The 26,258-nt window shown below is 64.8% G+C and carries 25 protein-coding genes; 13 read left to right on the top strand and 12 right to left on the bottom strand.

The features are described from left to right. The 4 genes from B141_RS0134870 to B141_RS44455 form a co-directional block, all read right to left on the bottom strand. On the bottom strand, window positions 1–548 hold a 548-nt coding region (locus B141_RS0134870; RefSeq protein WP_157181523.1), incomplete at its 3' end, for a DinB family protein. Window positions 549–996: 448 nt separating this feature from the next. Further along, the gene (locus B141_RS0134865) at window positions 997–1,467 is read right to left on the bottom strand and encodes a HEPN domain-containing protein (RefSeq protein WP_020579811.1); all 471 of its coding nucleotides are present in this window, start codon (window positions 1,465–1,467) and stop codon (window positions 997–999) included. Continuing rightward, entirely contained in the window at window positions 1,464–2,099 is a 636-nt protein-coding gene (locus B141_RS0134860; protein ID WP_020579810.1) for a winged helix-turn-helix domain-containing protein, read from the bottom strand. The genes B141_RS0134865 and B141_RS0134860 overlap by 4 nt, the downstream gene beginning before the upstream one ends. A 10-nt stretch (window positions 2,100–2,109) precedes the next feature. Next, window positions 2,110–2,805 carry a transposase gene (locus B141_RS44455; RefSeq protein ID WP_202806028.1) on the bottom strand — a complete coding sequence of 232 codons (696 nt, stop codon included), beginning with the start codon at window positions 2,803–2,805 and terminating at the stop codon, window positions 2,110–2,112. 141 nt (window positions 2,806–2,946) lie between these two features. Here B141_RS44455 and B141_RS0134850 point away from each other — a divergent pair, with 141 nt between their 5' ends. Continuing rightward, window positions 2,947–3,699 (top strand): transposase, encoded by a 753-nt coding sequence (locus tag B141_RS0134850; RefSeq protein ID WP_020579808.1) that lies wholly within the window; start codon window positions 2,947–2,949, stop codon window positions 3,697–3,699. 175 nt (window positions 3,700–3,874) lie between these two features. Here the strand turns inward: B141_RS0134850 and B141_RS0134845 are convergent, their stop codons facing one another. Further along, on the bottom strand, window positions 3,875–5,362 hold the full coding sequence (locus tag B141_RS0134845) for an aminotransferase-like domain-containing protein (protein ID WP_020579807.1): 1,488 nt from the start codon (window positions 5,360–5,362) through the stop codon (window positions 3,875–3,877). 92 nt (window positions 5,363–5,454) lie between these two features. Here B141_RS0134845 and B141_RS0134840 point away from each other — a divergent pair, with 92 nt between their 5' ends. The 11 genes from B141_RS0134840 to B141_RS0134790 all read left to right on the top strand — a co-directional run bounded on the left by B141_RS0134840 (window position 5,455) and on the right by B141_RS0134790 (window position 18,329). Then, on the top strand, window positions 5,455–6,732 hold the full coding sequence (locus tag B141_RS0134840; protein ID WP_020579806.1) for a Tm-1-like ATP-binding domain-containing protein: 1,278 nt from the start codon (window positions 5,455–5,457) through the stop codon (window positions 6,730–6,732). Then, entirely contained in the window at window positions 6,732–7,571 is an 840-nt protein-coding gene (locus B141_RS0134835; protein WP_020579805.1) for a phosphoenolpyruvate hydrolase family protein, read from the top strand. Before B141_RS0134840 ends, B141_RS0134835 begins: the two co-directional genes overlap by 1 nt. Before the next feature lie 57 nt (window positions 7,572–7,628). Then, window positions 7,629–7,991: a cupin domain-containing protein gene (locus tag B141_RS0134830; protein ID WP_020579804.1), complete on the top strand. Its 363-nt coding sequence runs from the start codon at window positions 7,629–7,631 to the stop codon at window positions 7,989–7,991. Between the two features lie 274 nt (window positions 7,992–8,265). Further along, window positions 8,266–9,258, top strand: coding sequence for a Gfo/Idh/MocA family protein (locus B141_RS0134825; RefSeq protein WP_020579803.1), 993 nt, complete (start codon window positions 8,266–8,268; stop codon window positions 9,256–9,258). Beyond that, window positions 9,255–9,998, top strand: a complete 744-nt coding sequence (locus B141_RS0134820) for a sugar phosphate isomerase/epimerase family protein (RefSeq protein WP_020579802.1) — start codon at window positions 9,255–9,257, stop codon at window positions 9,996–9,998. Before B141_RS0134825 ends, B141_RS0134820 begins: the two co-directional genes overlap by 4 nt. A 396-nt stretch (window positions 9,999–10,394) precedes the next feature. Further along, window positions 10,395–12,242 carry an ABC transporter substrate-binding protein gene (locus B141_RS44450; protein WP_020579801.1) on the top strand — a complete coding sequence of 616 codons (1,848 nt, stop codon included), beginning with the start codon at window positions 10,395–10,397 and terminating at the stop codon, window positions 12,240–12,242. A gap of 29 nt (window positions 12,243–12,271) precedes the next feature. Next, window positions 12,272–13,264, top strand: a complete 993-nt coding sequence (locus B141_RS0134810) for an ABC transporter permease (protein WP_020579800.1) — start codon at window positions 12,272–12,274, stop codon at window positions 13,262–13,264. Continuing rightward, window positions 13,261–14,391 (top strand): ABC transporter permease, encoded by a 1,131-nt coding sequence (locus B141_RS0134805; RefSeq protein WP_020579799.1) that lies wholly within the window; start codon window positions 13,261–13,263, stop codon window positions 14,389–14,391. The genes B141_RS0134810 and B141_RS0134805 overlap by 4 nt, the downstream gene beginning before the upstream one ends. A gap of 106 nt (window positions 14,392–14,497) precedes the next feature. Next, window positions 14,498–16,819: an ABC transporter ATP-binding protein gene (locus B141_RS44445; RefSeq protein ID WP_020579798.1), complete on the top strand. Its 2,322-nt coding sequence runs from the start codon at window positions 14,498–14,500 to the stop codon at window positions 16,817–16,819. Window positions 16,820–16,970: 151 nt separating this feature from the next. After that, a complete protein-coding gene (locus tag B141_RS0134795; protein ID WP_020579797.1) occupies window positions 16,971–17,183 on the top strand; it encodes a hypothetical protein in 213 nt (70 codons plus the stop codon). A 501-nt stretch (window positions 17,184–17,684) separates the two neighbouring features. Further along, complete coding sequence (locus B141_RS0134790; protein WP_157181522.1) at window positions 17,685–18,329, top strand: hypothetical protein; 645 nt, start codon at window positions 17,685–17,687, stop codon at window positions 18,327–18,329. A gap of 371 nt (window positions 18,330–18,700) precedes the next feature. On the opposite strand, the gene B141_RS0134785 is transcribed toward B141_RS0134790, so the two are convergent. From B141_RS0134785 to B141_RS0134755, 6 genes are all read right to left on the bottom strand, one after another. Beyond that, a complete protein-coding gene (locus B141_RS0134785) occupies window positions 18,701–19,192 on the bottom strand; it encodes a GNAT family N-acetyltransferase (protein WP_237742887.1) in 492 nt (163 codons plus the stop codon). A 397-nt stretch (window positions 19,193–19,589) separates the two neighbouring features. Next, complete coding sequence (locus B141_RS48300; protein WP_157181521.1) at window positions 19,590–20,396, bottom strand: alpha/beta fold hydrolase; 807 nt, start codon at window positions 20,394–20,396, stop codon at window positions 19,590–19,592. Between the two features lie 696 nt (window positions 20,397–21,092). Then, window positions 21,093–21,548 (bottom strand): HEAT repeat domain-containing protein, encoded by a 456-nt coding sequence (locus tag B141_RS0134770; protein WP_157181520.1) that lies wholly within the window; start codon window positions 21,546–21,548, stop codon window positions 21,093–21,095. A gap of 416 nt (window positions 21,549–21,964) precedes the next feature. Beyond that, entirely contained in the window at window positions 21,965–23,032 is a 1,068-nt protein-coding gene (locus B141_RS0134765) for a serine hydrolase domain-containing protein (RefSeq protein ID WP_020579792.1), read from the bottom strand. 87 nt (window positions 23,033–23,119) lie between these two features. Then, on the bottom strand, window positions 23,120–23,380 hold the full coding sequence (locus B141_RS44440; protein ID WP_020579791.1) for a hypothetical protein: 261 nt from the start codon (window positions 23,378–23,380) through the stop codon (window positions 23,120–23,122). An 87-nt stretch (window positions 23,381–23,467) separates the two neighbouring features. After that, on the bottom strand, window positions 23,468–24,187 hold the full coding sequence (locus tag B141_RS0134755; protein ID WP_157181519.1) for a class I SAM-dependent methyltransferase: 720 nt from the start codon (window positions 24,185–24,187) through the stop codon (window positions 23,468–23,470). Window positions 24,188–25,298: 1,111 nt separating this feature from the next. On the opposite strand from B141_RS0134755, the gene B141_RS0134750 reads away from it, so the two are divergent. Continuing rightward, entirely contained in the window at window positions 25,299–25,826 is a 528-nt protein-coding gene (locus tag B141_RS0134750) for an NUDIX domain-containing protein (protein WP_063828704.1), read from the top strand. Between the two features lie 214 nt (window positions 25,827–26,040). Here B141_RS0134750 and B141_RS0134745 read toward each other — a convergent pair. Then, on the bottom strand, window positions 26,041–26,258 hold a 218-nt coding region (locus B141_RS0134745), incomplete at its 5' end, for a DUF6966 domain-containing protein (protein WP_026257851.1).

Raw genomic sequence — 26,258 nt, 5'->3', positions numbered from 1 at the left:
TGGTGGCTCACCTCGTTGAGCATCGCCGCGAGGGCGTGGTCGCCGCGCCGCCAGGGATGGCCCGGGTAGTCCCGCTCGAGCATCTCGTCGGTCGTGTTCTTGAGCGCTTCCTTGAGCGCGGCCCAGCCGTCGTTGAATCGCGCTAGGCCCTCGTCGACGGTGGGGATGATCGTGTGGCCCCACATGCGCCCGTAGATCTCGCGTGTCGGGGTGGTGGGGCCGCCGACGATCTCGAGCTCGGCGAACAGGCCGGGCGCGGCGCCGAAGTGGTTGAGCAGCCAGTTGATGGTTGTCATGGGCATCAGGACCGGCTTGCCGTCGTACTCGTCGGTCGCAAGGTCCCAGTCGCACTCGACGACCCACTGGCCGCTGTCATCGCCGCCGGCGTGCTTCGTACGTTGCTCGCCCCGCGGGCGGATGCCCCACGCACCCGGGTGCGGCTCGAAGTCGAGCTCGTCTTGGATGAGGTCCTTCCGCGCTCGGTCGAGCGTGTAACTGTCGATGAGTCCCATCCAAGTGAGGAACAGGTCGGCGCGCTTGTCCGTCATGGCGCCCGAGCTTGGCATGCCCTTGCTGCGTGCTGCAACGGCGAGCACTAGGCCGACGACGTCCCGAGCATGGATGAGCAGGCCACGGTCAGGAACGGTCGAATCCGGGGGACCCGAGCGCGAAGACCCACTCGTAATGCGTCGCTTTTGCTAACGCGACTGCTAACGCGCGGCCTGGACGAGCATGGACCACTACGACCCGTGCGAGCTGCTCACCGCGGAGTTCTCCGCGTGAACTGGACGAGCATGGACCGTGACGACACGTCATCGACCTGCTTGTAATCGGGTGGTTAGGGGTTCAGGTCCCCTCGATGGCTCCACGTCTCCGCAGGTCTATTGCGAGGCATCGTGGTGGATTGTGGGGGCTTCGTTTGGGAGTGACCAGTACACCTAGCAGCCTGCGGCGAGGGCTGTCGGGTGGTCTTACAGTAAGGGGCGATCGTGGCGGTCAACTCCATACGGGCATTGCATCGATCACCTTCGCGGCGGTGTCGAGTACGGCGTCGACCTTGGGCAGGGTTTCGGCGACTTCTTGTTGGGTGACCTCCGGGACGTTGACGTCGGGGTATTCGACTCGGTTGCGGCGTGACCGCATCCGATCGACTGGTCGCAGGATCTGTCCAAGTGGTGGATCCAGCTGTGCGGTGACCGCGTCGATCACGACAACATGTCCGCCCCGGCTGGTGGGACGCAGACCTTGGTTTTCCAGGACAGCGGTCAGTGCTTTGCGTGCAGCGTCGTAGGCGAGGACGTAGGCGCCGTCGGGATCGGTGGAGACGAGTTTTCGAGCGGAGGAGGCGTAGCGTCGCGCCTGGGCCAGCATTTTCTCCGCGTGGTCGCGACTGGCGGTGACACGTTGCAGCCGTTGTTCCTTGAGGAGTCGCTCGATCGTCGACCGGCCTTGCTCCCACCGTCTCACTCGTCCTCCCCAGGGCTTGTGTTCACTTCGTCGGGTGTTGGCTCGGTGTTGCTGGACCGGCTGAGGTCGAGCTGGATCAGTGGACGGTCTCGCACGTGGCTCAGAAATGGATCACCGGCCGGCCCGTCCCACGCCTCACGGCTTGTCCGGTGAATGTGGACGTCGAAGCCGAGCCGGTCGCGGGCTTGGCGTTCAAGAGTGTCTAGGTCGTCGAGGTCTGCCGTGCCGATCACCAGCACGTCCAGGTCCGCGGGAACCGGCCCCGGTTCGCCGGCATGTCGGGCTGCCCACGATCCGTAGATGAACGCCTCGTCCACGCCTTCGACGCCCGCGAGTAGTTCGGTCATCACCGGCAGCGGTCCATAGGTGGCTATCAGCAGGTCGGTGAGCGGCCGGGTCAACCGGTGGCTGGTGTCCGCCGCGACCAGCCGTAGGTTCCCGAGCCGCCGCGAGGTGATCAGCCCAGCCTCGGTCAGACGGTCCGCTTCGTGGTGGATCGTCTTCACACTCACACCGATCGATCGGGCAAGATCGGTGAGGCTGTACTCCGACCCTGGATGCAGGTAAAGCTGTGCGAGCAGGCTGCCCTGGGTCTGCGACCGCAGGAGCGGAAGTAACCGAGACGTTCTCACAACTAGTAATCTAGCTTTCCACTTGCGAGAACCTTTGCCGGGGGCTGATACCGCGACGAGATGCCGGTTCCCTTCGAGAGCTGGACCAGGAACCGGACGAACCTGCCCAAAACCCCCAGTCCTGTCTGGCTTGCACGAGCCGGGTGATCACGTCACGGACCTGGCGTGCGGTGCGGTCGGTTACCTCGTCGGTAGGTCCAAGCCGCACCACATCGAGGATCTGGGTCCATGAGCTGGGCCCGGTCTCTAACGCCGCGACGAACGAGTACGGCCAGCCTGGGATCATCTGCGCCTGGCTCTTGCCGCGGCCGTAGGTGTGACAGAACAGTCGTTGCGTGCTGGTGGCGGCGTCTGGGCGTAGCCAGTTACTGACATCGACACCGAGCACGATCCGCCTGTCCCGGTCACGGGGGACGTTCAACCCGGCCAGCGAACAGCTCAGCTTGGCGATATCGATCCGTCCGGGGTTCAACCCGTCGTACAGGCCGCCATGCCCGCGCCGGTGCTGGCCGGCAAGGCACAACTCGACCAGTGTGTTCACCGGCCCCTGCTCACACAGGACGACGTCGGTCAGCTCGAACAAGGCATCCGCACGCGCGGTCAAGCAGTCATAGAACGCGACACGGAACCGGGAAAGATCCAAAAGAGCGTGAGTGTCTGACTCGTCTCGACACGGTGCATGAGGCAAACTGCTCTGCGCGGCCATCGCTTGCCACCTTCGGACGTTCTTTGGTCGGAACCCGAAGATCATCAGGCGATGGCCGTTCTGCTACCAGCAAGACACGCCGACACAGATCAACTACGTCGACCAAGGTGGCTCACCGAGGTTAAACGACAAGCTGAGGGGGTGGTCGACGACATCAGCCACGAGGGTCTTCGGGTCCTGCTCCGCGAGGAGGGCGTCTCCTTTCAACGCGTAAAGACCTGGAAGACCTCCCGCGACCCCGACTACGCCGCCAAGAAAGCACGTGTGGAGCACCTGTACGCGATCGCTGACGGTGAGGTGAGGCCCGAGCCGGGCGAACCCGAAGTCATCTTCTGCGTGGACGAGTTCGGGCCACTGAACCTCCAACCCCACCCTGGCCGGCAGTGGGCCGAACGGGGCGGCAAACACAAGAACCCCGGCCGCGGGCCGCGGCCAAGGCGGCGGGCGACCTACACCCGCCCGCATGGCGTCCGGCATCTGTTCGCCGCGCTGGACCTGGGCAAGGACAAGCTGTACGGGCACATCAAGACGATCAAGAAGCGTAGGCAGTTCCTGCAGTTCTGCCGCTATCTGCGCGGTCTCTACCCGCCACGGGTCCGCATCGCGATCGTCTGCGACAACTTCTCCCCGCACCTGACCACGAACAAGGACTCCCGGGTCGGTGACTGGGCCAAAGCCAACAACGTCGAGATCGCCTACACCCCGACCAACAGCTCCTGGCTGAACCGCATCGAAGCCCAGTTCACCGCCCTGCGCTACTGCACCCTCGACGGCACCGACCACACCACCCACACCGAACAGGCAAGCATGATCCGCCGCTACATCAACTGGCGAAACCGCCACGCCAACGACAAACGCCTACGCGAAATCGTCAACAGGGCCAACATTGCCTGATACGGCACTAATTGGGGCGGATGTCCGGAAAACCCGGGGCACTCCACTTGCGTTGATCACCACCAGGCCGGCCACGGCGAGCAGGGGTGTATCCGGCGTAACGGCTACCAGCCCGAACTTCTACCCCATCCCCGCGTCCCTTCACTATTCATGCAGGCAGGTTGCAGGGGGGTGCTCATGGTCGCTGGGCGCCGTCATGGCCGGCGTGCCACAGTTCGGCGAGCCGGTGCAGCCCGCTGGCGACTACGTCCTGCGGCACGGCGAACGCCACCCGCAGCCAGCCGTCGAGTACGTCCTGGCAACTGAACGTCGGGCCGGCGAGGACGTCGACCCCGGCCCGGCCCGCGCGTTCGGCGAATGTGGTCGCGGAGTGGCCCTTGGGTAGCCCGATCCATAGCGACGCGCCACCGGCTGGTGTGTAGGGCCGCCAGGTCGGCAGCTCGTCGGCGAGGATTTGGAGGGCGAGCTCCCGCGCGACGCTCAGGGTGGCGCGGCGGTGAGCGCGGGCCTCGGCCGCGCGGTTGAGGAGGCGCGCGGTCACCACCTGGGCAGGGATCGACGTGCCCAGGTCCTCGGCTCCCTTGACGACCGCGAGGCGTTCGACCAGGCGCCGGTCGGCACGCAGCCAGCCGACCCGGAGGCCGCCCCAGAATCCTTTGCTGGCGGAGCCGAGGGTGAGTACTCGACCGCCGTACGACGCCAGCGGCGGAGGCAGTGGGCCGTCAATGATCGCGTCGGTGGGCGCGGCGTCGTCGACGATCGTGAGGCCGGTCTCGGCGGACAACCTGGCCACCGCCGCGCGGGCCCACTCGGGCAGCACCGAGCCGGTGGGGTTGTGCACCGTTGACTGCAGGAGCGCGAACACCGGCCGGTGGGTGCGCACCGTCGCGGCCAGGGCGTCGATGTCGACGCCGTCGCGCCCGCTGGGTACGCCGACCAGGTGGGCTCCGACGCTGCGCAGGACCTCGATCGCGCCGCGGAAGGTGGGTTCTTCCACGACGACGGTGCCACCGGGCTCGATCAGCGTCTCGGCCAGGATCCGCATTGCCTGCTGGGCGCCGGAGGTCACGAGGATCTGTCCGGGCTCCGTCCGTAGGCCGAGAGCTGTGTAGTAGTTGGCGACCGCGGTGCGCAGCACGGGCAGTCCGCGCGGGACGTAGCCGTGTGATGGCAGGGTCTCGATGAAATCTGCGGCTGTGAGCCGGTCGAGCTCCTCCGCGACCATCGGGATCCCTGGTAGGGCGGCGCTCCGCAGGTCGATTCGCGCCGTCGGGTGGCCGGTGCTGGGACCGCCGGAGCCAAACGGGCTCGTCACGAATGACCGGAGTCGGTCGTCGCCGCGAGCAGGCGCGTGGAAGGCAGCGGTCGAGACGAAGGTCCCGCTGCCCGTCCTGCTGATCAGGACGCCGGTGGCGCGGAGGGTGTCGAACGCCTGGCCGACCGTCGTACGACCGAGGCCAAGAGCGGATGCGAGGACTCGTTCGGACGGCAGCCGGGTGCCTGCGGGGAGCTGCCCGGAGCGGACCAGCTGGCGCAGGGCTTCGGCGAGCCGGGTGCTCAGGCCACCCGGCTGGTCCCCCCAGCCGTCCAGCAACCGGGTTAGCCGCGGCGCGCCGATGTAAACCACCTGGGCCGGATTGGATCTGGTGCTGCTGGTTCCCATCGCCCGATCATCGCCAAGTCGGAACGGAATCGCACCCCGCTGTAGCGCGGAGATGTATCGAATCCTCGGGACGAGAGGAGGGATGACCGGTAGTGGCAACCGTCGTTCTTCTAGGCACTCTGGACACCAAGGGCGCCGAGTACTCCTTCGTCTGTGACCGTCTCGTCGAGGCTGGCCTGGACGTGGTGGTCGTGGACGCCGGCATATTCCAGCACCCCAATACGGCGGCCGACGTCCTGGCCGCGGACATCACGGCGGTCGAGGTCGCGGCCGCCGCAGGTGTCGACCTCGCCGGGCTCGCTGCCGCCCGCGACCGCGGCGCGGCTGTGACCGCGATGGCGCGCGGAGCCGCCGAGGTGCTGAAACGGCTGCACCAGCAGGGATCCTGTGCCGGAGCTCTCGCCCTTGGCGGCACGGGTGGTACCTCGATCGCCGCGCAGGCGTTCCGCGAGCTGCCACTGGGCGTTCCGAAGGTGATCGTCTCGACGGCCGCCTCCGGCGACACCCGGGCGTACGTCGCCGAGAGCGACCTCGTGCTCTTTCCCAGCGTGACGGATGTCGCCGGGGTCAACCGGCTCTCGGCGCGCATCCTTGCGAACGCCGCGGCGGCCCTGGCCGGCATGGTGACCACCGCCGAACCCAGCAGGGTTGAGGATCGCCCGCTGCTGGCTGCCAGCATGTTCGGCGTGACGACGCCCTGCGTGAGCGCTGCTCGCGAACTCCTGGAGAAGTGCGGCTACGAGGTGCTGGTCTTTCACATGACCGGAGTGGGCGGCCGCACCCTCGAACGGCTTGCCGCCGCCGGCTGGCTGGCCGGTGTACTCGATGTCACGACGACCGAGCTGGCAGACGAACTTGTCGGCGGCGTCTTCTCGGCGGGACCGGACCGGCTCACCGCCGCCGGGCGTGCGGGCGTGCCGCAGGTGGTGTCCGTTGGGGCACTCGACATGGTCAACTTCGGCCCGAAGGACACTGTGCCGGACAGGTTCGCCGAACGGAAGCTCTACGTCCACAACCCCAGCGTCACGCTGATGCGGACGACGCCGCAGGAGTGCGCCGAGCTGGGTACGCGGCTGGCGACCCGACTCAACGCGAGCACTGGTCCGGCGGCGCTATTCCTTCCGCTGCGGGGGATCTCGGCCATCGCGGGGGAGGGCGGGCCCTTCCATGACGCCGCCGCCGACGAGGCTCTCTACGACGCCGTCAGGTCGACCCTGGACCGCTCTCGAGTCGAACTTGTCGAGCTGGACCTCGACGTCAACGACCCAGCGTTCGCGGCCTCGATGGTCGACAAGCTGGACGCCTTCATCACTGCCGGCGTCGCCGGTAAGGGCACGGTCGCCGGCGACGCCGGCAACGGAGGAGATTGATGAGCCACCTGTCCAGGAAGACGATCCTCGGCCGACTCCACAGCAAAGTTGCCGCCGGCCGCCCGATCATCGGCGGTGGTGCCGGTACCGGGCTGTCCGCTAAGTGTGAGGAGGCTGGTGGCATCGACCTGATTGTCATCTACAACTCCGGCCGCTACCGGATGGCAGGCCGCGGATCTCTCGCCGGCCTGATGGCGTACGGCAACGCTAATGACGTCGTTGTCGAGATGGCTCGGGAGGTTCTGCCCGTGGTCGAGCGGACGCCAGTGCTTGCGGGGGTCAACGCGACCGACCCCTTCTACGACCCGGACGTCTTCCTGCCCGAGCTGGCCCGGCTGGGCTTCTCCGGCGTTCAGAATTTCCCGACCGTCGGCCTGATCGACGGAGTCTTCCGCGCCAACCTCGAAGAGACCGGGATGAGCTATGCGCTCGAGGTCGACATGATCCGTCGCGCGCGGGGCTTCGATCTGCTGACGACGCCGTACGTCTTTTCGGTCGAGGACGCGGCCGCGATGGCCGAGGCCGGCGCGGACATCGTGGTCTGCCACTTCGGGCTGACCAGCGGAGGCGCGGTAGGAGCGGAGACCGTACGCAGCCTCGACGACTGTGCGGAGCTGGCGACAATGTGGTCGAAGGCGGCCCGCGAGGTCCGCGACGACGTACTCGTCTTGTGTCACGGCGGTCCGGTCGCCGAACCTGACCACGCGGCATACGTTCTGCGCCGGTCCAGAGGCGTCCACGGCTTCTACGGTGCTTCGTCGATGGAGCGCCTGCCGACCGAACGCGCGATCACCGCGCAGATCAAGGCCTTTGTCGACATCGACCCCTTGATCGACTGATGGTACGAACCAACCAACCAACCATACGAACGAAACCGAACGACGGAGCGGAACAGCATGACGAAAGCGCGCATCACCCGGGCACAGGACAACGCCGGCGAGGAGCACCCGTGGGGACGCCTGAACTGGTTCGTCTCCGGAGCACTGGGTAACTCCGACACGCTCACCGTCGGCCGCTGCCAGATCGAGCCCGGCCAGGCCAACCAACCGCACTATCACCCGAACTGCGATGAGGTGCTGCACGTCCTGCACGGAAAGATCCGCCACCGACTTGGAGACGAGTACTTCGAGATGGCCGAGGGAGACACCATCTCCATCCCGACCGGGCAGGTCCACAACGCCCAGAACATCGGAGCCGATCGGGCTGTGCTGCTGATCACCTTCTCGACAGCGGACCGCCAGGTCGTGGGCGCGGAATGAGGATGAACATAGGTCGCTGTATTCCGTGTCGTGCCTGGCTACGCGGCGTCCAGTATTGGGTTCAGGACCCAAGTGGTGGTGTTATCGACCTACCGACGAGCAGGATCGGAATGAGAATGTAAACCAATAGCGTCCAATTGGCTATGGCTTCCAAGAATGTGTCCCTGTCAGGATAGCTCCGCGATGTTAACCGCGTGTTCTGGCTCGGTAACGAGACCGATCTGGTTCTCGACGTCTGGACGGCGGACCACAGGTGAAAAGATGAGGAGAGTCGATGACCGTTCACGAGATCGCGATGGTCGGATGTGGTGGTGTGTCCGCGATGCATTTCGACGGTTATCTCGCCCATCCTGAGCGCGTCCGGATCGTTGCCGCCTGCGATCCACTGCAGGAGCGACGCGAATGGGCTCAGCGGACATACGGGGTGGAGCAAGTGTTCTCCAGCCTGGAGGAGATGATCGACGGCAGTGATTGGACCGTCGCAGTCCTCTGCACGCCTACCAACGTTCGTCAGGACATGGTCAGAACGCTGGCCGCCGCGGGTAAGCACATTCTCGTCGAGAAACCGCTCGCGGACAGCTTTGTCGAGGCTGATCAGATCGTCGGAGCCTGCTCGAAAGCAGGGGTTCAGCTCGCCGTCAACCAGAACTTCCGCGACCACTATGGTTTCGACATCGCCAGAGCGCTCATCGCGGACGGCCGGATCGGCGAAGTCTATGGTGTGACCCATCACAACTTCATGTTTCGGCAGGATCGTGGTTGGCGCACTCAGGTCGAACGCCACGCCATGTCGGTGATGGGTGTGCACTGGTTCGATGGCTTTCGTTACATGCTCGGTCGGGAAGCGACGTGGGTGTGGTGCCGCACGTCGTCCTCGCCGGAAGTCGAATGTACGGGTGAGACGGATGCGTTCACCCAATTGCTCTTCGATCACATACCCGTGTCGTATGTGCAGAGTTTCTCCAGTCGGCTGCAGCGGACGGATACGGTCGTCCTTGGCCAGCTGGGCGCCGTGCGGTTCGGTTACGACAGTGTGAGTCTGAATGGCAAGGACGGCAGCTCGCACTGGGAAAACCCGTACGCGGGGCGAGGAAAGCCGGAGTCCACCTATCTGAGTCTCAACCGCCTGCTCGATGCGCTCGATGATGGCGGCCAACCCGCGAACAGCGGGGAAGACAACCTGCGGACCATCGCATTGCTCGACGCGGCCTACGAGTCCGCGCGCGCGGGGGAGCCAGTCACGTTGACGGGAGGCCTGCTGTCATGAAGATCGCCTTCTCCAAACCGACCTCAGGGCCCGAGGAACAGCGGCTGCTTTTCGACCGCTTCCGCGAGGCCGGTTATGAGGGCCTCCAGCTCAAGGGCGGGCAGTACAACGCCTACCTGGGCGAACCCAAGAGGTTTCGCGATCAGTGGAGCCATGACCCGGCATGTACGTCGGCGCTGATCGCGGGCGGTCGCCTTGACCCGGACGGCCTGGCCTATCTGCGTTCCATCATCTCGTTCGCCAACGCGGTGGGATCGGAGCGGATCGTCTTCTGCCACGGCATCAGCCGAAACGGGCTCAGCGATGCCGACATCGCCGGGTTCGCGAGAACGCTGTCCAAGGTGGGTCGGGAAGCCGCCGACCAAGGCGTTGCCCTCTCCTTGCACCATCACTACGACCAGCCCGTTATGCATCGGCGGGATTTCGACGTGTTCTTCGACGCGGCCGACACTGATGCTGTACACCTCACCATCGACACCGCTCATCTGGCGAAGTCCGGCATCACCGACGTGGGTGGCCTAGTCGCCGATTTCGCCTCAGTCATCGACAACCTCCATCTGAAGGACTTCGCCGAAGGCGAGTTCCGTCTCCTCGGCAAGGGCACGATCGATCTCGACAAGATGTTTGCCACGCTGCGGAGCAGCGGCTACGACGGATGGTTGTGCGTCGACGAGGAGACTAGCGCGGGCCTCGTCGAGGCAATGGACACCTCTATGGAGTACCTCCGGGCGAGGATCTGATCCGCGTGGTTCCGAAGTAGCTTCCGCACTTCTTCGGGATCCCTGAGGCTTCTGTTTCGACCGGCGTCTCTACCGCTCGCCGGTGAGTGGCGCAGCCGGTCCAGGCGCCTGTTTGTCATGTCAACGGGGAACAGCTTCTTCACTTCACGCTCCTGTGCGCTCGGCGGGTTCCGGTGCGTCCCCTGGAGCCGGCGCATCCACGCCAACTCTCGAAGAGGACAAGCGATGGTCAGAGAATCAACCCCCACAGGTATGAGCAGACGGGGATTCCTACGAACGAGCGGGGCAGCCGTCATCACCGGCGTCGCCATGTCGGGATGTGAACTGCTCTCCACTGACCCCGGCGGAAAGCGCGCTGGACAGCAAGGCGCAGCGACAGGAGTCAAGGAAGCGCCGATGCTTACCGAGCTGGTCGAGCGCGGAGATCTTCCGGCGTTGAAGGAGCGCCTGCCCAGGTCCCCGCTGGTCGTGAAGCCGCTGGATGAGTCCGGAGTTTACGGCGGGGAACTCAGACTCGTAGTCGTCGGAGGTCCCGAGAGCGTCGGCGGATACCTTGATCGAACCATCGGGTATGACCACCTGGTGCGGTGGGCGCCGAAGATGGACACCTGGACCGCCGACGACGTCCTTCCGGACATCGCCGAGAGCTACAGCACCAACGATGACGCCACAGAGTACGTCTTCAAGCTGCGACCCGGGATGAAGTGGTCCGACGGTAAGGCCTTTGGAGCCGATGACATCGTCTTCTGGTACGAAGATGTTGTCCTCAACATCGATATCACCCCCGTCATCCCGACCTGGCTGCAAGCCGGCGACAAGCCCTTCAAGGTCGAGAAGGTTGACGACCACACCATCGCGTTCCGATTCTCGGGACCGCACGGGCTACTGCTGGGCAACCTTGCCACCGCCTCTGGAGTTGGGCCGACCCGTCATCCGGCGCACTATCTGCGGAAGTTCCACCAGAAATACACGCCGGATGTCGCGACACAGGCCAAGGAGGCTGGCTTGGACCGTTGGGCGGACCTCTTCCTCCAAAAGGCCAGCCCATGGGAGAACGCGGAGCTCCCGGTGCTCAGCGCATGGCAGGTGACGAAGGGAACCGGTGAGATCTCCAATCGGATGACCGCAAGACGTAACCCCTACTACTGGAAGGTGGACTCCGAGGGCCGGCAGCTTCCCTACATCGACGAGGTTTCGTACCAGCTCGTGTCTGACAACGAGGTTGCGAAGTTGAAGACGCTCGGTGGTGAAGTCGATCTCGTCTTTCTCACCATCATGATGGACCTCCGGGACAAGCCGCTCATCGCGCAGGGCCGAGAAAAGGGGAAGTTCCAGATCCTCGACTTGGTGTACGAGGACTCCAACACGATGGCGTTCGCCCTGAACCTGGTGCACCGCCAGCCGGCGATGAGGAAGATCCTCAGCGACATCAACTTCCGGATCGGGTTGTCTCATGCCATGAACAGGCAGGAGATCATCGACACCATCTTCCTGCGTCAAGGTGAGCCGTACCAGGTTGCCCCTCATCCCGGTACGCCGTACTACAACGAGAAACTGGCGAAGCAGTTCACTGAGTACTCCGTCGAGACCGCCAACCGCTATCTCGACCGGGTGCTGCCAAACAAGGACGGTGACGGGCGGCGTCTCGGTCCGAACGGCAAGCCGTTCAGCTTCACCGTGGACGTCGGGTCGGACGCAAGGCCGCGTGACGTCGCGACTCTCGAGATCATGCGCCAACAATTCGCCGCCGTGGGCGTCAACATGCACGTCAAGGCCCAGGCGGACGCGCTCTTCTGGGAACGCGTGAGTAGCAACGTGCACGATGCGGCCGTCTTCGGCTGCGGCGGTGGGTTGGATCCGGTCTTCCAGCAGGACTTCATGATCCCGCTGCAGATCGCCGCGATTCCCTGGACCAACTGGTACAACGCAGGTGGTCTCACGGGCGCGATACCGAAGGGCGCGGCAGGCCCCATCGAGGAGCCGGCGCCGGCAGCGCGCGAGCAGATGGAGCTGTATTACCAGCTAAGGAATACGGCGGACACCGCGAAACAGACCGAGCTGATGAACCGGGTCATCGACATTGCACAACAACAGTTCTGGTACATCGGAGTCAGTCTGCCAAAAGGCAATTACGGGGTCGTCAGTAATCGGCTGCGCAACGTCCAGAACCCTATGATTGACGACTATCCGTGGCAGACGCCAGGACCGACCAACATGACGCAGTACTTCATTCGGCAAAAGTAGGCGTCGTAAAAACCGAAGGGGCAGCCGTCGTGTTGACCTACATCGGGCGCAGAGTTCTGCTGATGGTGCCCGTACTCTTCGCGATTTCGGTCGTGGCATTCGTGATCATCCAACTGCCTCCCGGTGACTATCTGTCGACGATAGTGTCGCAGCTGCGGGCGAGGGGTGACGTGATCGATGAGGCCGAGCTGGCGCAGCTCACGGCGCGGTACGGCCTGAACGATCCGATCTTCGTGCAGTACCTGAAATGGATCACCCAGATCCTGTTCCACGGTGACTTCGGTATGTCGTTCGCGTGGAATCGGCCGGTGTCGTCCTTGTTGGCGGAGCGGCTCCCATTGACGGTGCTTCTCTCGGTGACGACGTTGCTCTTCACCTGGATAGTGGCGTTCCCGATCGGAGTCTACTCCGCGGTCCGGCAGTACTCCGTGGGTGACTATGTGGCGACCACGTTCGGTTTCCTGGGGCTGGCGATCCCGGAGTTCCTGATCGCTTTGGTGTTGATGTGGATCGGGCTGAGGTACTTCGGCCAGAGCGTCGGTGGGTTGTTCTCGCCCGAGTTCCAGGAAGCGCCGTGGAACCTCGGCAAGCTGCTCGATCTGCTTGCCCACCTGTGGGTGCCCATCTTGGTGTTGGGTATGGGCGGCACCGCAGGCCTGATCAGGGTCCTGCGGGCCAATCTGCTTGACGAGCTGCACAAGCCGTACGTCGTCGCCGCTCGGGCCCGGGGTATGCCCGAGCGGCGGCTGACAGTGAGGTATCCGCTTCGGGTGGCGCTGAATCCGTTCGTATCCACGGTGGGTTGGGTACTGCCGGGCCTGGTGTCCGGCGAGGTGATCGTCGCGCAGGTGCTGAACCTGCCGACGGCAGGGCCGTTGCTGCTGGCGGCGCTAAAGGGCCAGGACATGTATCTGGCCGGCTCGGTGATCCTCGTCGTGAGTGTGCTCACGGTGATCGGCACCCTGATCTCGGACATTCTCCTTGCATGGCTGGATCCGCGAGTTCGAATGAGGTACCGATGACTGTTCAGACACCTGAGTCGCCGACCGGCTCGACGCACGAGGCTGGGGTCGCGGTCGCGCCGCAGTGGAAGCTCGTGTGGTGGGGCTTCAGACGGCACCGGCTGGCCACGCTGGGTATGGTCATCACAGCTGTGATCTATCTGGCGGCAATCTTTGCGGAGTTTCTGGCACCGTATTCCAGCAGCCATTACAACCCTGACTACGCCTATGCGCCGCCGCAGCGGCTGCACCTGCTCGACGACGGCAAATTCGGGCTCTACGTCTACGGCTACAAGGCGACTCAGGACCGGGAAACGCTGGCGCAGACCTGGGCCACGGACGAGCGTAAAAAGGTGCCGGTCAGCTTCTTCGCCAAGGGTGAGCCGTACAAGATGTTCGGTCTGATACCCGGTGATATCCACCTCATCGCGCCCTCGGCCGGTGGGGGAAGCGCGCCGATGTATCTGCTGGGCGCGGACAGCAACGGACACGACCTACTCTCCCGGATCATTCACGGTGCCAGGGTCTCGATGTCGGTCGGATTGATCGGTGTCGCGATGGCGTTCATGCTGGGAATCGTGCTCGGCGGCATCTCGGGCTTCTTCGGCGGCGTCGTCGACACGGCGATCCAACGCGGGGTTGAGTTCTTCATGTCGATACCAACACTGCCGCTGTGGCTCGGTTTAGCGGCGGCGGTGCCGGCCGGGTGGGGGCCCCTGCAACGATACTTCGCGGTCACGGTCATCCTGTCGATGATCGCGTGGACGCATCTTGCCCGGGTTGTGAGGAGTCGCTTCCTGTCGCTGCGGGAAGAGGACTTCGTCACCGCAGCACGTATCGACGGCGCGAGCCGGCCGCGGATCATTTTCCGCCACATGCTTCCGTCGTTCTCCAGTTATCTGATCGCGTCGCTCACGCTGTCGATTCCGGGCATGATTCTGGCCGAGACCTCGCTGTCGTTCCTGGGCCTCGGCCTGCAGGCCCCGGTCGTGAGCTGGGGCGTGCTGTTGCAGGAGGCGCAGAACATCCGCGCGATCGCGACCGCGCCGTGGTTGTTGTTGCCGGGCGGCCTGGTGGTAGCCACCGTCCTGGCCATGAACTTCCTGGGTGACGGACTCCGCGATGCAGCCGACCCGTACAAGCACTAGCGGATGTCGTGATCCACAAGGACGCCCCTGGCAGGAGCGCCCGTGTACACGTGCTCGTGAGACCGGCCCAGGCCGTCGGTGCCTCACCCGCTTGCAAGGAGACGCGATGAATCAGATCCCACAGACCAGACAGATCGTTGGATCCGGCGGCACCACCACGCCAGCGGTCGCCGGAACAGTGTCTGGATCGCCTGGTGCAGCTCCCGATGCTGCAGAGGAACCACTGCTTCGGATTGGTGGTCTAAAGACCCACTTCTTCACCAGTGAGGGCGTCCTGCGGGCTGTCGACGGAATCGATCTGGAGGTGGCCAAGGGCAGGACGCTCTGCGTGGTAGGTGAGTCCGGCTGTGGCAAGTCCATCACTGCGCGGTCGATCCTGCAGTTGGTCGACCGCCCCGGACGCATCACAGAGGGAAGCATCCTGTGGCGTCCGGACGCCACCTCCGGCTGGGTCGACCTCGCTGACCTCGACGCGCATGGAGAAGGCATCCGTCGGGTCCGCGGCGCCGAGATCGGCATGGTGTTCCAGGAGCCGATGGCGTCGCTGTCACCGATGTACACGGTCGGTGACCAGCTCATCGAGGCCATCCAGCTGCACGCATCGATCTCGAAGGCAGACGCGCGTGAGCGGGCGATCAACCAGTTGCGACGGGTGGGCATCCCGCAACCCGAACGCCGGATCGACGCATATCCCTTCCAGCTCTCCGGCGGGATGTGCCAGCGGGTCATGATCGCGATCGCGCTTTCGTGCGACCCGTCGCTGCTGATCGCCGACGAGCCGACCACGGCGCTCGATGTCACCACCCAGGCAAGGATCCTCGACCTGCTGAAAGATCTACAGGAGCAGACCGGCATGGCGGTGATCTTTATCACCCACGACCTTGGCGTGGTCGCCGAAATCGCCGACGACGTGACTGTGATGTACCTCGGCAAGGTCGTCGAGCACGGCAGCGTGACCGAGATCTTCACCGCGCCCAAACATCCGTACACCCAGGCATTGCTACGGTCCATCCCCACAGTGCGGGGAAGCTCCGAACGGCAGCGGCTCGCCACTATCCGTGGGATGGTCCCGCACCCGCAGAACCGCCCGCCGGGGTGCCCGTTCCACACTCGCTGCGAGCACGCGATCGCTGGCCTGTGCGACACGACCGATCCCCCGCCGATCCGGTTCACCTCAGGACACGTCTCGCAGTGCCATCTCTACGGGACCGATGGCGAGCTCAAGCCGTCCACGTCCAAGGCGGGCACGGCTCCGGTCCACGACAGCGCAGGTGGGACGGCGTCCGGTGGGGTCGTTGACAGCGCGCCGGTACGCGGAAGCGCGCACTCGGCCGCAACCACCAGGCCACGGCAGCGCCCCAACGCATCCGCGACGGTGAAGCCCCTGCTCGAGGTCCGCGACCTGGCGATGCACTTCCCGATCAAACGCGGCGTGCTCGGTCGTACGTCCGGGGCCATCCGCGCGGTGGACGGCGTGGATCTCACCATCTGGCCCGGTGAGACGCTCGGCCTAGTGGGTGAGTCGGGCTGCGGAAAGACCACCGTGGGCCGCTGCCTCGCCCGGGTGCTCGCGCCCACGTCCGGTCATATCCATTACCAGACAAGCTCCGGCGAGACCGTCGACCTGGCGAGGATGAGCAATCGTGAGCTCAAGCCGTATCGTCGGGAGATCCGAGTGATCTTCCAGGACCCGTTCTCCTCGCTCAACCCGCGGATGACGTTGCTGCAGCTTGTCGGCGAGCCCTTGAAGACAAACGAACTGGCCACCGGCTCTGTCCTCCAGGACCGCGTCGCGGAAATGCTGCGCCGCGTGGGCCTGCGGCCGGAGTACATGCACCGGTATCCCCACGCATTCTCCGGGGGCGAACGACAGCGGATCAATATCGCCCGGGCGCTCATCACCAATCCACGTGTGGTGATTGCGGACGAAGCGGTCTCGGCCCTCGACGTGTCGGTGCGCGCCCAGATCCTCAACCTGCTCGCGGATCTACAGGACGAATTCAACCTCACCTACCTGTTCATCTCCCACGACTTGTCGGTGATCGAGCACCTCTGCGAGCGGGTCACGGTGATGTACCTCGGCCAGATCGTCGAGACTGCGCGGACCGCGTCGCTGTACTCCACGCCCCACCACCCGTACACCGAGGCGCTTCTGAACGCCGTCCCTCTGCCCGACCCGGGCCATCGGCGCGGACGGCACCGACACGCCCTCCCCGACGATCTTCCGGACCCGGCAAACCCGCCGCCAGGCTGCCTGTTTCACACCCGCTGTCCCTACGCCCGTCCCGAACGCTGCGACTTCGAGGTCCCCGCACTGCGGACGACCGTGGATGATCACGTGGCCGCCTGCCACTTCTCCGAGAACTTCAGCCTCACCAGCACGGCAGGCGCCAAAGGGTCTGCAGGGTCTACGCCCCGATTGGAGTGAAGTCGCCAGTGCAATGATCGTTGTATTCCTGGTGCTGATCAGTTGTCTGCGGCCCGAAGAAGCGATGGCGCCGTGCCCGACTCCGAGCGCAGGCGAAGGGTGAGGGTAAGCCAAGCTGGCCGTCAGCGACACGTCGATCTGGAGAAGAAGGATGCCGGAGCAGCCAAACAAGAGGTTGCATGACAACCCGTATCTCAGTGGCATGAAGGCCTTGACGATCGGGTTCGCCATTCTGGGTGGGATCATGTACTTGGCGAGCCCAGGCTCGGCGCTGGGTATATCGCTCTTTGCAGCCTCTGGCACCTTGCTCGCCGCATGGCTTGTTGTCAGCGCGCTGCTGTGGAAGCCGCCGGAGTCCGACTAAGGAGTCCGCCGATGAGGGATGGCATACCTTCACTCGTTTCCGGCAGACCCTCCCGGGTGCAGCTTCCGACGTCTCCGCCCCATCTCCTCGTGGGCGCGGCCGGCGGCTGGTGTGGGCGGCTCACCCCGGGCGTGCCGTAGATGATGCCGCACCGCCGGCGTACGGCCGTGGGGGGTTGTCCACAGGGGTCGGTCAGTCTCCAATGAGGGTCATCATCTGAAGGCGAAGTACCGCGGCAACCGCGTTGCACTCTCGGACCTCGCCGCGCCCCCACTACGGCGAACACCTCAGCCCCTGACACCCGGCCGATCCATTTTGGACCTGCTTGGCCCTTGTGATCCGCCAGTAGATCCGCGACACATGTCCGCCAACTGATCCGCGACACGCTAGAAGCCCGGCCACCTGACGGCTCGGCCAACGCACGGATCTGCCGATGAGCGGATGTCCGCGAGTGGGCCAAAACGGGGCGCGACCAGATCGGGAACCCGCAAGACTGGCGCGGTGGAGATCGGAGCACGGGGTGAAGGGCGGGTGTGGTCATGGGCTGCCTCGGATGCCGAGGCAGATGCACGCCGCCACGACGCCAACGAGTTAGTCGGGGAGCGCATCCGAGCGGTTCGCTACTACACGCTCGACTACCGCCGCCATGAACTGCATCCCGAACTGATCGACGGTGGTCCTCGCATCATTCACTCCGAGTCGGAGTGGAACGAACCAACGTGGCTCTACGACGGGTTTGATGCCATGGACTACGGGCTCGAGGTCACGACCGACTCCGGTGCACCGTTCTCTGTCACATGGGACCCTCCCGGTGACCAGGAGGGGATTGGCTTGCAGCCGGTCCCGATGCTCGGCACTGGCGTCAGAAGCGACGCGGACGTGGCCATTTGGGAAGTCGGCGACCGCACCGCCAGTTGGACGCCGATGGTCGGCAGGCGAGTCACCGGTGTCGAGCTGCACTACGTTCCGTGGGAGGAAGGGCGCGGAAGTCTTTGGTGCCCGCACATCACGTTCGACGGCGAGGATGGCCATGTCGAGGTCGTGATGGGCGACTCCAAAGACGGCGGCCTGGTCCCGTCCGCGGACAACGTGGGCGTGCTCCATCCCGGCACTTCAGTGCCCGCCTGGTTCAGCTTGAAGGACTGACAAACGCACTCACACGCCGCGATGCGTGCTTTCGCCTGTCGCAGATCACCTGGCGGACGAGTGTCGCGCATCACTTGGCGCAAGACAGACCCGCTTGGCCCTGCGTTGCTGAGTTGACCTCTCTTAAATCAAGAGCGCCCCTGGCGCGGCACAGCCGCCCGGCCGCCCTCGCGGGCGGCCGTGGGCGGGCCGTCCTGGGGCTCGCCGGGCGGACCAGCGGAGACCTCCAGAGTCGACGGCAAGCCACCAGGTACGGTGACCGTCCCGCCCTCCTCGCACGCCAGTCTCCGGTCTCCACCCCACGCGTCACAGGCTGAGTGTCAATTGCCCATCCATGGGTTGGAGTTCGCTTGAGGACCGAGGGTCCCGTGCTAGGCGGTGAGGTCCTTGACCATGAAGGTTGCCGGGTCGTCGACGTCGTGCTTCGTCCCGGCATCGTCCACGTAGCTCCACGAGTCGACGTATCGGGTCCTCGCTTGGTAGCCAAGGCGCAGGTAGAGGCGGGCGGCGTTCGGATTGTCCTCGGCAACACCGAGCCCGATCATTCGGAATCCTTGGTTCTCTGCACGAGCCTCAGCCGCTCGTATTAGTGCGGTACCGATTCCCTGACCAGCAGGAAAGGCGGACAGGCCGTTGAACTCCGGGCAGTTCGGATACTGCGAACGAACATCGGCCATCCGACACCCGTCCCACAGAACCTCACCGAACCCTGCGAGGACACCGTCCCGCACGGCGACCAGGTACGAGCTCCCGCCCGCCTGCTGTCGCCGGAACGCCTTGCCATACCGGTCGTTGACCCCGGTCGGCATCGCCTGCTCCAACGCGACTACGTCCTCGGCCGTGCACTCCCGAACCAGCAACATCCCGGCACCGTACAAACCGAGAGCCGGGAGCACCAGCCAATATCTCCACAAGCTGCCGTCTGGCCTGCACAAGGACACGGGCGGGTCCGAGCGCCGGCAGTCGGTCAGAGATCATCGTGTCCACGCGTCTGCCCGAGTCAGGGTGGGCACGATGGTGCTCCATCCCGGATGCGATACGCCCGCCGCGGCCCTGCCCTTGATCCGGCCTATGGGTCCGACAACATCGACTTGTGCTTGGACGTGCTGGGACCGTCACCGCTGCCGGACTCGCCACTGCCAACCGTCGTCCGAATCGACGGCTGCCCTGGATGGGGCCCAGGCCACCGCAGCGCAGGCATTGGTCTGTTCGCTAATCCCATCCTTGCGTCGTGCCCGGGTGGCAGCCCAATCGGACTCGTCAATCTGTTTGCTGCAACTCACCAGAGCAAAGCCAGTCAAGGAGCGTGCGCTCGTACTTTGGAGCGAGGGTGCCATCGGGTAGTCGCAGGTCGTGGCCCGCTGCTGGGATGACGACGGTTTGTACTTCCTCTCCAGCCTGTTGCCAGGCTTCGATGCTGGGGGCGACAGGTGACCATTCGTCATCCTCGCCGTAGAACAGCAGTGTCGGCACGCGCACCCGCCGGAACACCGGGCGGGGGTCGAAGTCCATCTCCTCGATCCAGAGATGACGTTCCTTCTCGCTGAGCAGCCCGGGTGGTAGGAAGACGAGAGGTCGCCATGGCTCCTCACGTGTGGCCCGGAGCTCAAGCCCGAGCTCCGATCCGTGGTCAAGGGCACGGCCATGCACCCACTCGTCAAACATGTGCCGCAGCGCAAGAGCACGCCGGACGACAGCCTCGTCGTAACCGGCTCGACGCAACTGCTCCGCCGTCGCGTACATCATTTGCTCAGATGGCGTCACCCCTGTTGAGGCGATCAAGACAAGGAAACCTACGCGATGCGACGCCACAGCAGCCAGCGGTCCGATCCAGGCTCCCTGGCTGAGGCCCCAGAACCCAACCCGCTTTACCTCGAGCGCCTCCAATACCGCAAGAGCGTCCTCTACTTGCAGGTCAAATCGGCCACGTGAACGAACGCCGGATGACGCACCTTCGCCGCGGCGGTCAAACGTGGCAACCCCGATACCGGCTGGCGGCAACACCGTGTGCAGATGGTGGAAAAGCGGGTCGTCCCGGGTTCCATTCGAAGCCCCATGCAACGCCACGACTGCCGTGTCACCGGCCGGCGTGTAGGTCGCCGCGATGGTCGCGCTCTCGTGTTGGACGCTCAACTCCGGCATGACCAGCCACTATACGGGTACACCGCAGGCCCCGAAGCTGGGCGGAGGAACGGATATCGCCGTGATCAGCGCACACGCATAGGTCGCAGTCGCGTCGTACGGCGTTCCGTTTCTCAGCATGGCATGGAGGACGTTGATCCGTCGTCGGGCTAGCGCGATGACGGATCAACCGTCGTCGGGCTAGTGCGATGACGGCACCCATCCCAGGATGGCTACGGGTCACCTCCGCTTCCGGGTGTTCCTCAAGTGCCGCTTCGAGTTGCTTGTCCAGCTGCGGAGCTGTTCCCTGGTCTGGAGAGCTTCTGCGGCAAGGTCGCGGATCATGGCAGCTGTCGCCGCCTCACGGGAACGTGATCGCCCGTTCCGATGCGGCAGCGTGGGCGGCTACGGCCAGCCGCCCTGCCTTCCTCTCGCGCACACCTTGCTTGACGAGGTACGCAGCGATCCGACGCACGCCAACAGATCCGCGACACATGTCTGCCAGCTGATGTGCGACAGGTCTAGACCCTGCGACCACGCGAACCCGGCGGCAACCCTCGGATCTGCCGGTGATCGACTGCTTCTGACGCCCCGCTGGCCATCTCGACGCCCAGGAATGTTGACCGCTGTCGGTTCGGTAGCTCACTCGTCGGACCAGTACGGCGCGTGGTCGAAGCCGTGTTGGTCCAGGACGTAGTTGGCGGACCACCTGACGTCCGGGTCCGGATCGCCTGCCGCGGATTCAAGGGCGGCGCGAACAACCTCGCCGGGGAAATCGGTCAACCGGAGGACTGCTTTGTCTCGAACTTCAGACCTGGCATCGCCAGTCGCTAGCGCGAGAATGGTGGGCAACGTCCCGGGGTCATCTGGCCAACGTGCCGCCAACCGATCGATGCACTCGTGGCGGACGCGCCAGTCGGCGTCCTGGGTCCCATGGCTGAGCTCGTTCCACGAATGCAGTGCTTGCGCAATACGCCTGGCGTTTGACCAGGCCTCACGCTCGTCCACGAAGCGGGGATCGTCCTCGTCGATGATCGGGATAACGATTGGTCCGATCTTGAGCTGGTCGGGCTGATCCTCGGGGGGCAGTTCTCGCACGCTCTTGAACCGAAGAGGCACCCGTGAAGGCGAACGGTGAGCCATTGAGACCCGGGAATCCTCGATCTCGAAACTGATGATGTAGAAGCTGAAGGAGCCCGACTCGAGGCGCTCGGCACTACCCGTTGGGACCACCAACAAGAACGTGGCTTCGACTTCTGCGTGCTACGCACCCCTGGGAACTGAGTTCTGTGTGTGTCCTTCCACCGATGCTTCCCGACCTACTCGCGCAGCGCGCCGGCCATGGACAACGCACGTATCTGCCGATGGGCGCGCCGTTCGATCGTGAGGCTTACCATTGCTGCGTGATCGACGAAGAGAAACGCGATCGTCGTACACCACCTGGATGCCAGTTACTACAACGCCAAGTGAGGTCGCGGGTGCGCCGTCCGCCTGCAGATGGGCGGCGCGCCGGACTATCGCATGATGACGTCGTGGATGTCCCAGGCCAACTTCGCGGCGCACCAACTGGCGTTGCCGAGCAGGGCGACGTCGAGGTCGTGGTCCGGGTAGTGGTACAGGCGGCAGCTGACCCCGTCTTCTTCGCCGGTGTGCCCCCAGCGCACCGCGTGGCCGGCATCGTTCAGGATGGACATGACCCCGTACCCGTACATCCAGGTGTATCCGCGGACCTGCTCGTCCCGCTCGCGTACCCGCGGGGCGAGCATCTGCCTGGTCGTGGCCTCCGTTAGCAGCTTGCCGGAGCGCAGGGCCTGCAGGAATGCGACCAGGTCGGCTGCGGTCGCGGTGGCGCCGCCGTCGGCGGCGGCCTCCGGTGTGGTGGAGTAGATGTTCTTCCGCCAGCCGGTGACCGCTCCGTCGTCGTCGGGGATCGGGAGGTAGCCCTCGGCGACCTCCGGCTCGACACCGTCGAGGGCGACGAAGCCGGAGCGGGTCATCCCGGCCGGCTCCAGCACTTGCCGCACGACGTGGTCGGGGTACGGGGTGTCGCTGACCCGCTCGACCACCATGCCGAGCAGGATGTATCCGGCCCCGTTGTACTGGTACCGCTCGCCGGGCGGGAACAGTGCTGGTTTGCCGGCGAACAGCGGCAGGTAGTCCGCGTTGGCGCGCAGCAGGTAGATCGGGTGCTGCCGGATCAGCGCCGCCCAGTTCGCGGCCCAGTCGCCGGATTCGTCGAACCAGTCAGCGATGCCGCCGGTCATGCTGAGTAGGTGGCCGATGGTGACCTCGGGTGGGATGCCGATTTCGTCGAGGGCGAGCAGGTCGGCGAGGCTGTCGTCGAGTCGTACCCGCCCCTGCTCGACCAGTTGCAGCACCGCGACGGCGGTGAACAGTTTCGAAACCGAGCCGACCCGGAACCGGGTGTCTACCCTGTTCGGGATCTGCCAGGTCCGGTTGGCCAGACCGACGGCGCTGCGGTGCAGCACGCGTTCGCCCTGCTGGACCAGCACCACGCCGGAGAACTCGTCGCTGTGCTCCACCAGCCGCCCGATCGCGCCGGCATCAATCCGATCGCCCACAGCGTCCTCCAGTTTTCGCCCCGGTGACCGGGCTCCGCTCGAAGCCGCCGACGATAGCCGCCCGGCTGAGCCGCCGGCCACCGGAATTCAAAGCCCGCCCGCCATCTCTTGAAGTAGGGAGTGATCGCCGTCAGCGGATCGTTCGAGGTGGCCGAGGGCGAATCCGATCAGTTCATCGTCCGGCTGTGTCAGATAGACGCCGGCTGAGTGCGGAGTGTTGAGGAAGCCCTCCAGTCGCTGGAGGGCATCGTCGATGGACCAGGATTCGTTCCAAGGCGGGCTGTTGAAAGTTTCTGCGTAGAGGTTGGCGCAGTCGCGGAGGCGGCTGTTGGTCAGCTGACTGATCACCGAGCCAGGGTCGCACGAACCCGGCGAGAGATGATTCAACCGCTGTCGGGCGTTGGTGTTCGCCGGCCGCGCTTCAATGTTGACCAGTCAGACCGCTTGCAGGACGAAGAGGATCACGCCGAGGTGCTTGTTGAGCCACCGTTGTTTGTGGGGGTAGCGGTGCCTGTCCTCCGGCGTCAGCTGTGGCTCGATGGCCCGTTCGATGTGAAGTCCTGCGGCTGCGAAGGTGTTGAGCATGTCAGCGATCGTCTGGGTCGAGTGGGTGAGAGTCACCTTCGCGTTCCAGCCGGAGGCGTACTGGTACGGGTCGGTCGAGTAGTACTCCTCGCCGAGGCTGGTGCCGTTGATTTCGGCCCGTTCGACGGCATATCGGATGGGATGAGATCGCTGAACGATGATCCGGCCTTGCGGTGCCAACAGGTCACGAGCGCAGCGCAGCGTGTGCACCTGGTCTCTGGCGTAGCCGAGGGACTGGAGAAACAAGATTCGGTCGTAGACGCGACCGCGCACTTCGTCCATGGTGTCGGGGTCTGACAGATCTCCGCTGATCAGTCGGACGTTGCCCGGCGGGTCGGGGACGAACTGACCGCTGATGTCCACGCCGGTAACCTCGGCCGCGCCGTGGTGGGCCCAGTGCACTGCCTTCGCACCGCTCCCACAGCCGAGGTCTAGGATCCGGAGTCCTCGCGGATCACCGACGAATTCCTGCTGCACTGGCCACTCAAGGATGCGATCGAGGGAATCCGGACGCTGTCGAGCGGTCTCGTAGTCACTCGCCAGCTCCCGCCAAGGCTCACCGACTGACACGGCCGTCACGCTAACAGGTGGCGGTTCGACCTGCTCGGGGATCGATCCGCCTACGGTCACAACCGGTCATCATCCCTGCCGTGGCCGCAGGGAAAATCTCAAGTCTAAACTGCGGATCCCAACTCGCAGTGATTGCTCCAGCCTCCCCTAGGTGAGCGCCGAAAAATCGCAGGATTCAACTCGTGGAGAATGGAGTTGATAGCGGCAGATCGAGAGTCGAAGATTGTCCCATATCCGTCGAGCCCCTCGACGTTTCTTTCTCCGCCTCGCGCGTACTCCATGTCGACCGATCCGAGTAGAACCTGGCCTTCCTGAACGATTCGAAACGGGCACTGGAGGTGGAGTCGGATCTGGCTCGCAGATTGACTCTGAAACTCCAGTATCCCCACATTGGTCGCTCTGCCGACAGACCTGAGAATCGTGCCGTTCAGACGGTCAACCGCCGCTTCAAGCTCTCTCATTCAGCATCCACCAAACATTCCCTTACCTTCCTCCCCGATGTGATGGTAATCGCAGCACTGGCTCGTGATTCGGTCATGGAGGGCGCGCCTTTCTGCGGAGCTAAGCTGCCGACCGAAGCCCCGTTCGATCTCGCGCATCGCGTCCCTGAATTCCTTGTTCTCTGCTTGGTTTCCAAGCTTGAGGTAGCGGCTGGGCCGCAGCGCGATCGGTGAGGACTTTCTGTACGTCTTCAAGGGCGGCCCGAACCGGGCCGCCGCGCCCGCCTCAACGGGACCGGCCTTCCCTCCGCGCCTTGACGGCGCCCGGTCGGCCGGCCCGGCTGGGCGCGAAGAAAAGGGCCGCCAGAAGACTGACGACCCTCACAGCGTCGGCACCGTTCCGCTCAGGAACCCGGTGGTGGCCGGGGCGGGCCGGAGGCTTTAGCCACCTCGCTTGGCCCGGGACCCTCAGAGCGGTGGCCCACGGTGGGCGGTAACGGTCGGGCAGCGAGCTGCCCACCGCGCCGGGCAAGGCTACGGGCCACCGCTCTCCCGGACCAAGCCAGGACACCGGCCAAACCCTCCGACCCTCTCCCGTTCGACACCGGCGGCTCCCAGCACCGGACACCGCATCTGGTGTGGCATTGGAGTCGACCGGTACTGTGACGACGATGACGCCTGCGGATGACAACAATGAGCTGGACCGTGGACCGCTGCCGTCCAAGCTTGAGTCCCACGGTGCCGTGTTCTTCGACACTGCAGACCGGCTGTTGCTTGTGAAGGCCGCCTACGGTTGGGGATTTCCGGGCGGTGTGGCAGAGCAGGACGAGACGCCCCGCGCAACGGTCCGACGCGAGGTGGAAGAAGAGATAGGCCTGGTCAAGGAGCCCGGCGCGCTTCTTGTTGTCGATTGGCAGCCCTCGTGCAGCCGCAACCTCACCGAGGCCCAGCGGGCAGCTGGGTGGTCCGAGCGGTTCATGGACGGCCTGATTCTCGAGTTCGACGGAGGGGTCTTGACGGCGGACGACATCGCCTCCATCAAGCTCGACCCGGACGAGATCGAGGACTACACCTTCCTCCCGCTCGACCAGGCCCTCCGGCGCATGGACTCGCCCCAATCCGGACGAGCGCGCGCCGCTGTCAAAGCCCGTGAGACAGGGACCGTGGTCTACCTCGAGAACGGCAACCCACCGTCCTGAGACAGGATCCGCACCCGCGCAGCGGCGCCGACCCTGCTGTACAGCAGATATGTACAGCAACGCGGTCGCCCGCAGCCACCCAAGCATGGCCAATACTGACCGCCTGACCTGCGCGAACGACCTCGGCTGACCCGGTTGCCCGTTGATGGCATCAAGGGGATCACGACCACGAGCGACGCGCTGTCTGCGGACTCGGGACAGTTGACCGTGGAGGTCAGCCGCCGGACGAACCAATGGTGCGCCGGATCGCCGTCGCCTCAGTCCAGATGGCGTTAAGGAGCTCATCGAGGCGCGTGTTAACGGCACCTTCTTGTGCCTCATTGATCTCGTGGCCGTTGACGCGAAGCACCAACAGGTCGTTGAGGCTGCCCATGCCACCGAACGCGCTAAGTAGGTGGTCGAGGCCGTATGTGTCACCTGCAGCGATTCTTC

Source organism: Actinopolymorpha alba DSM 45243, assembly GCF_000373925.1.
Taxonomy (GTDB): Bacteria; Actinomycetota; Actinomycetes; order Propionibacteriales; family Actinopolymorphaceae; genus Actinopolymorpha; species Actinopolymorpha alba.
This window is presented reverse-complemented; position numbering and strand designations above follow the sequence as displayed.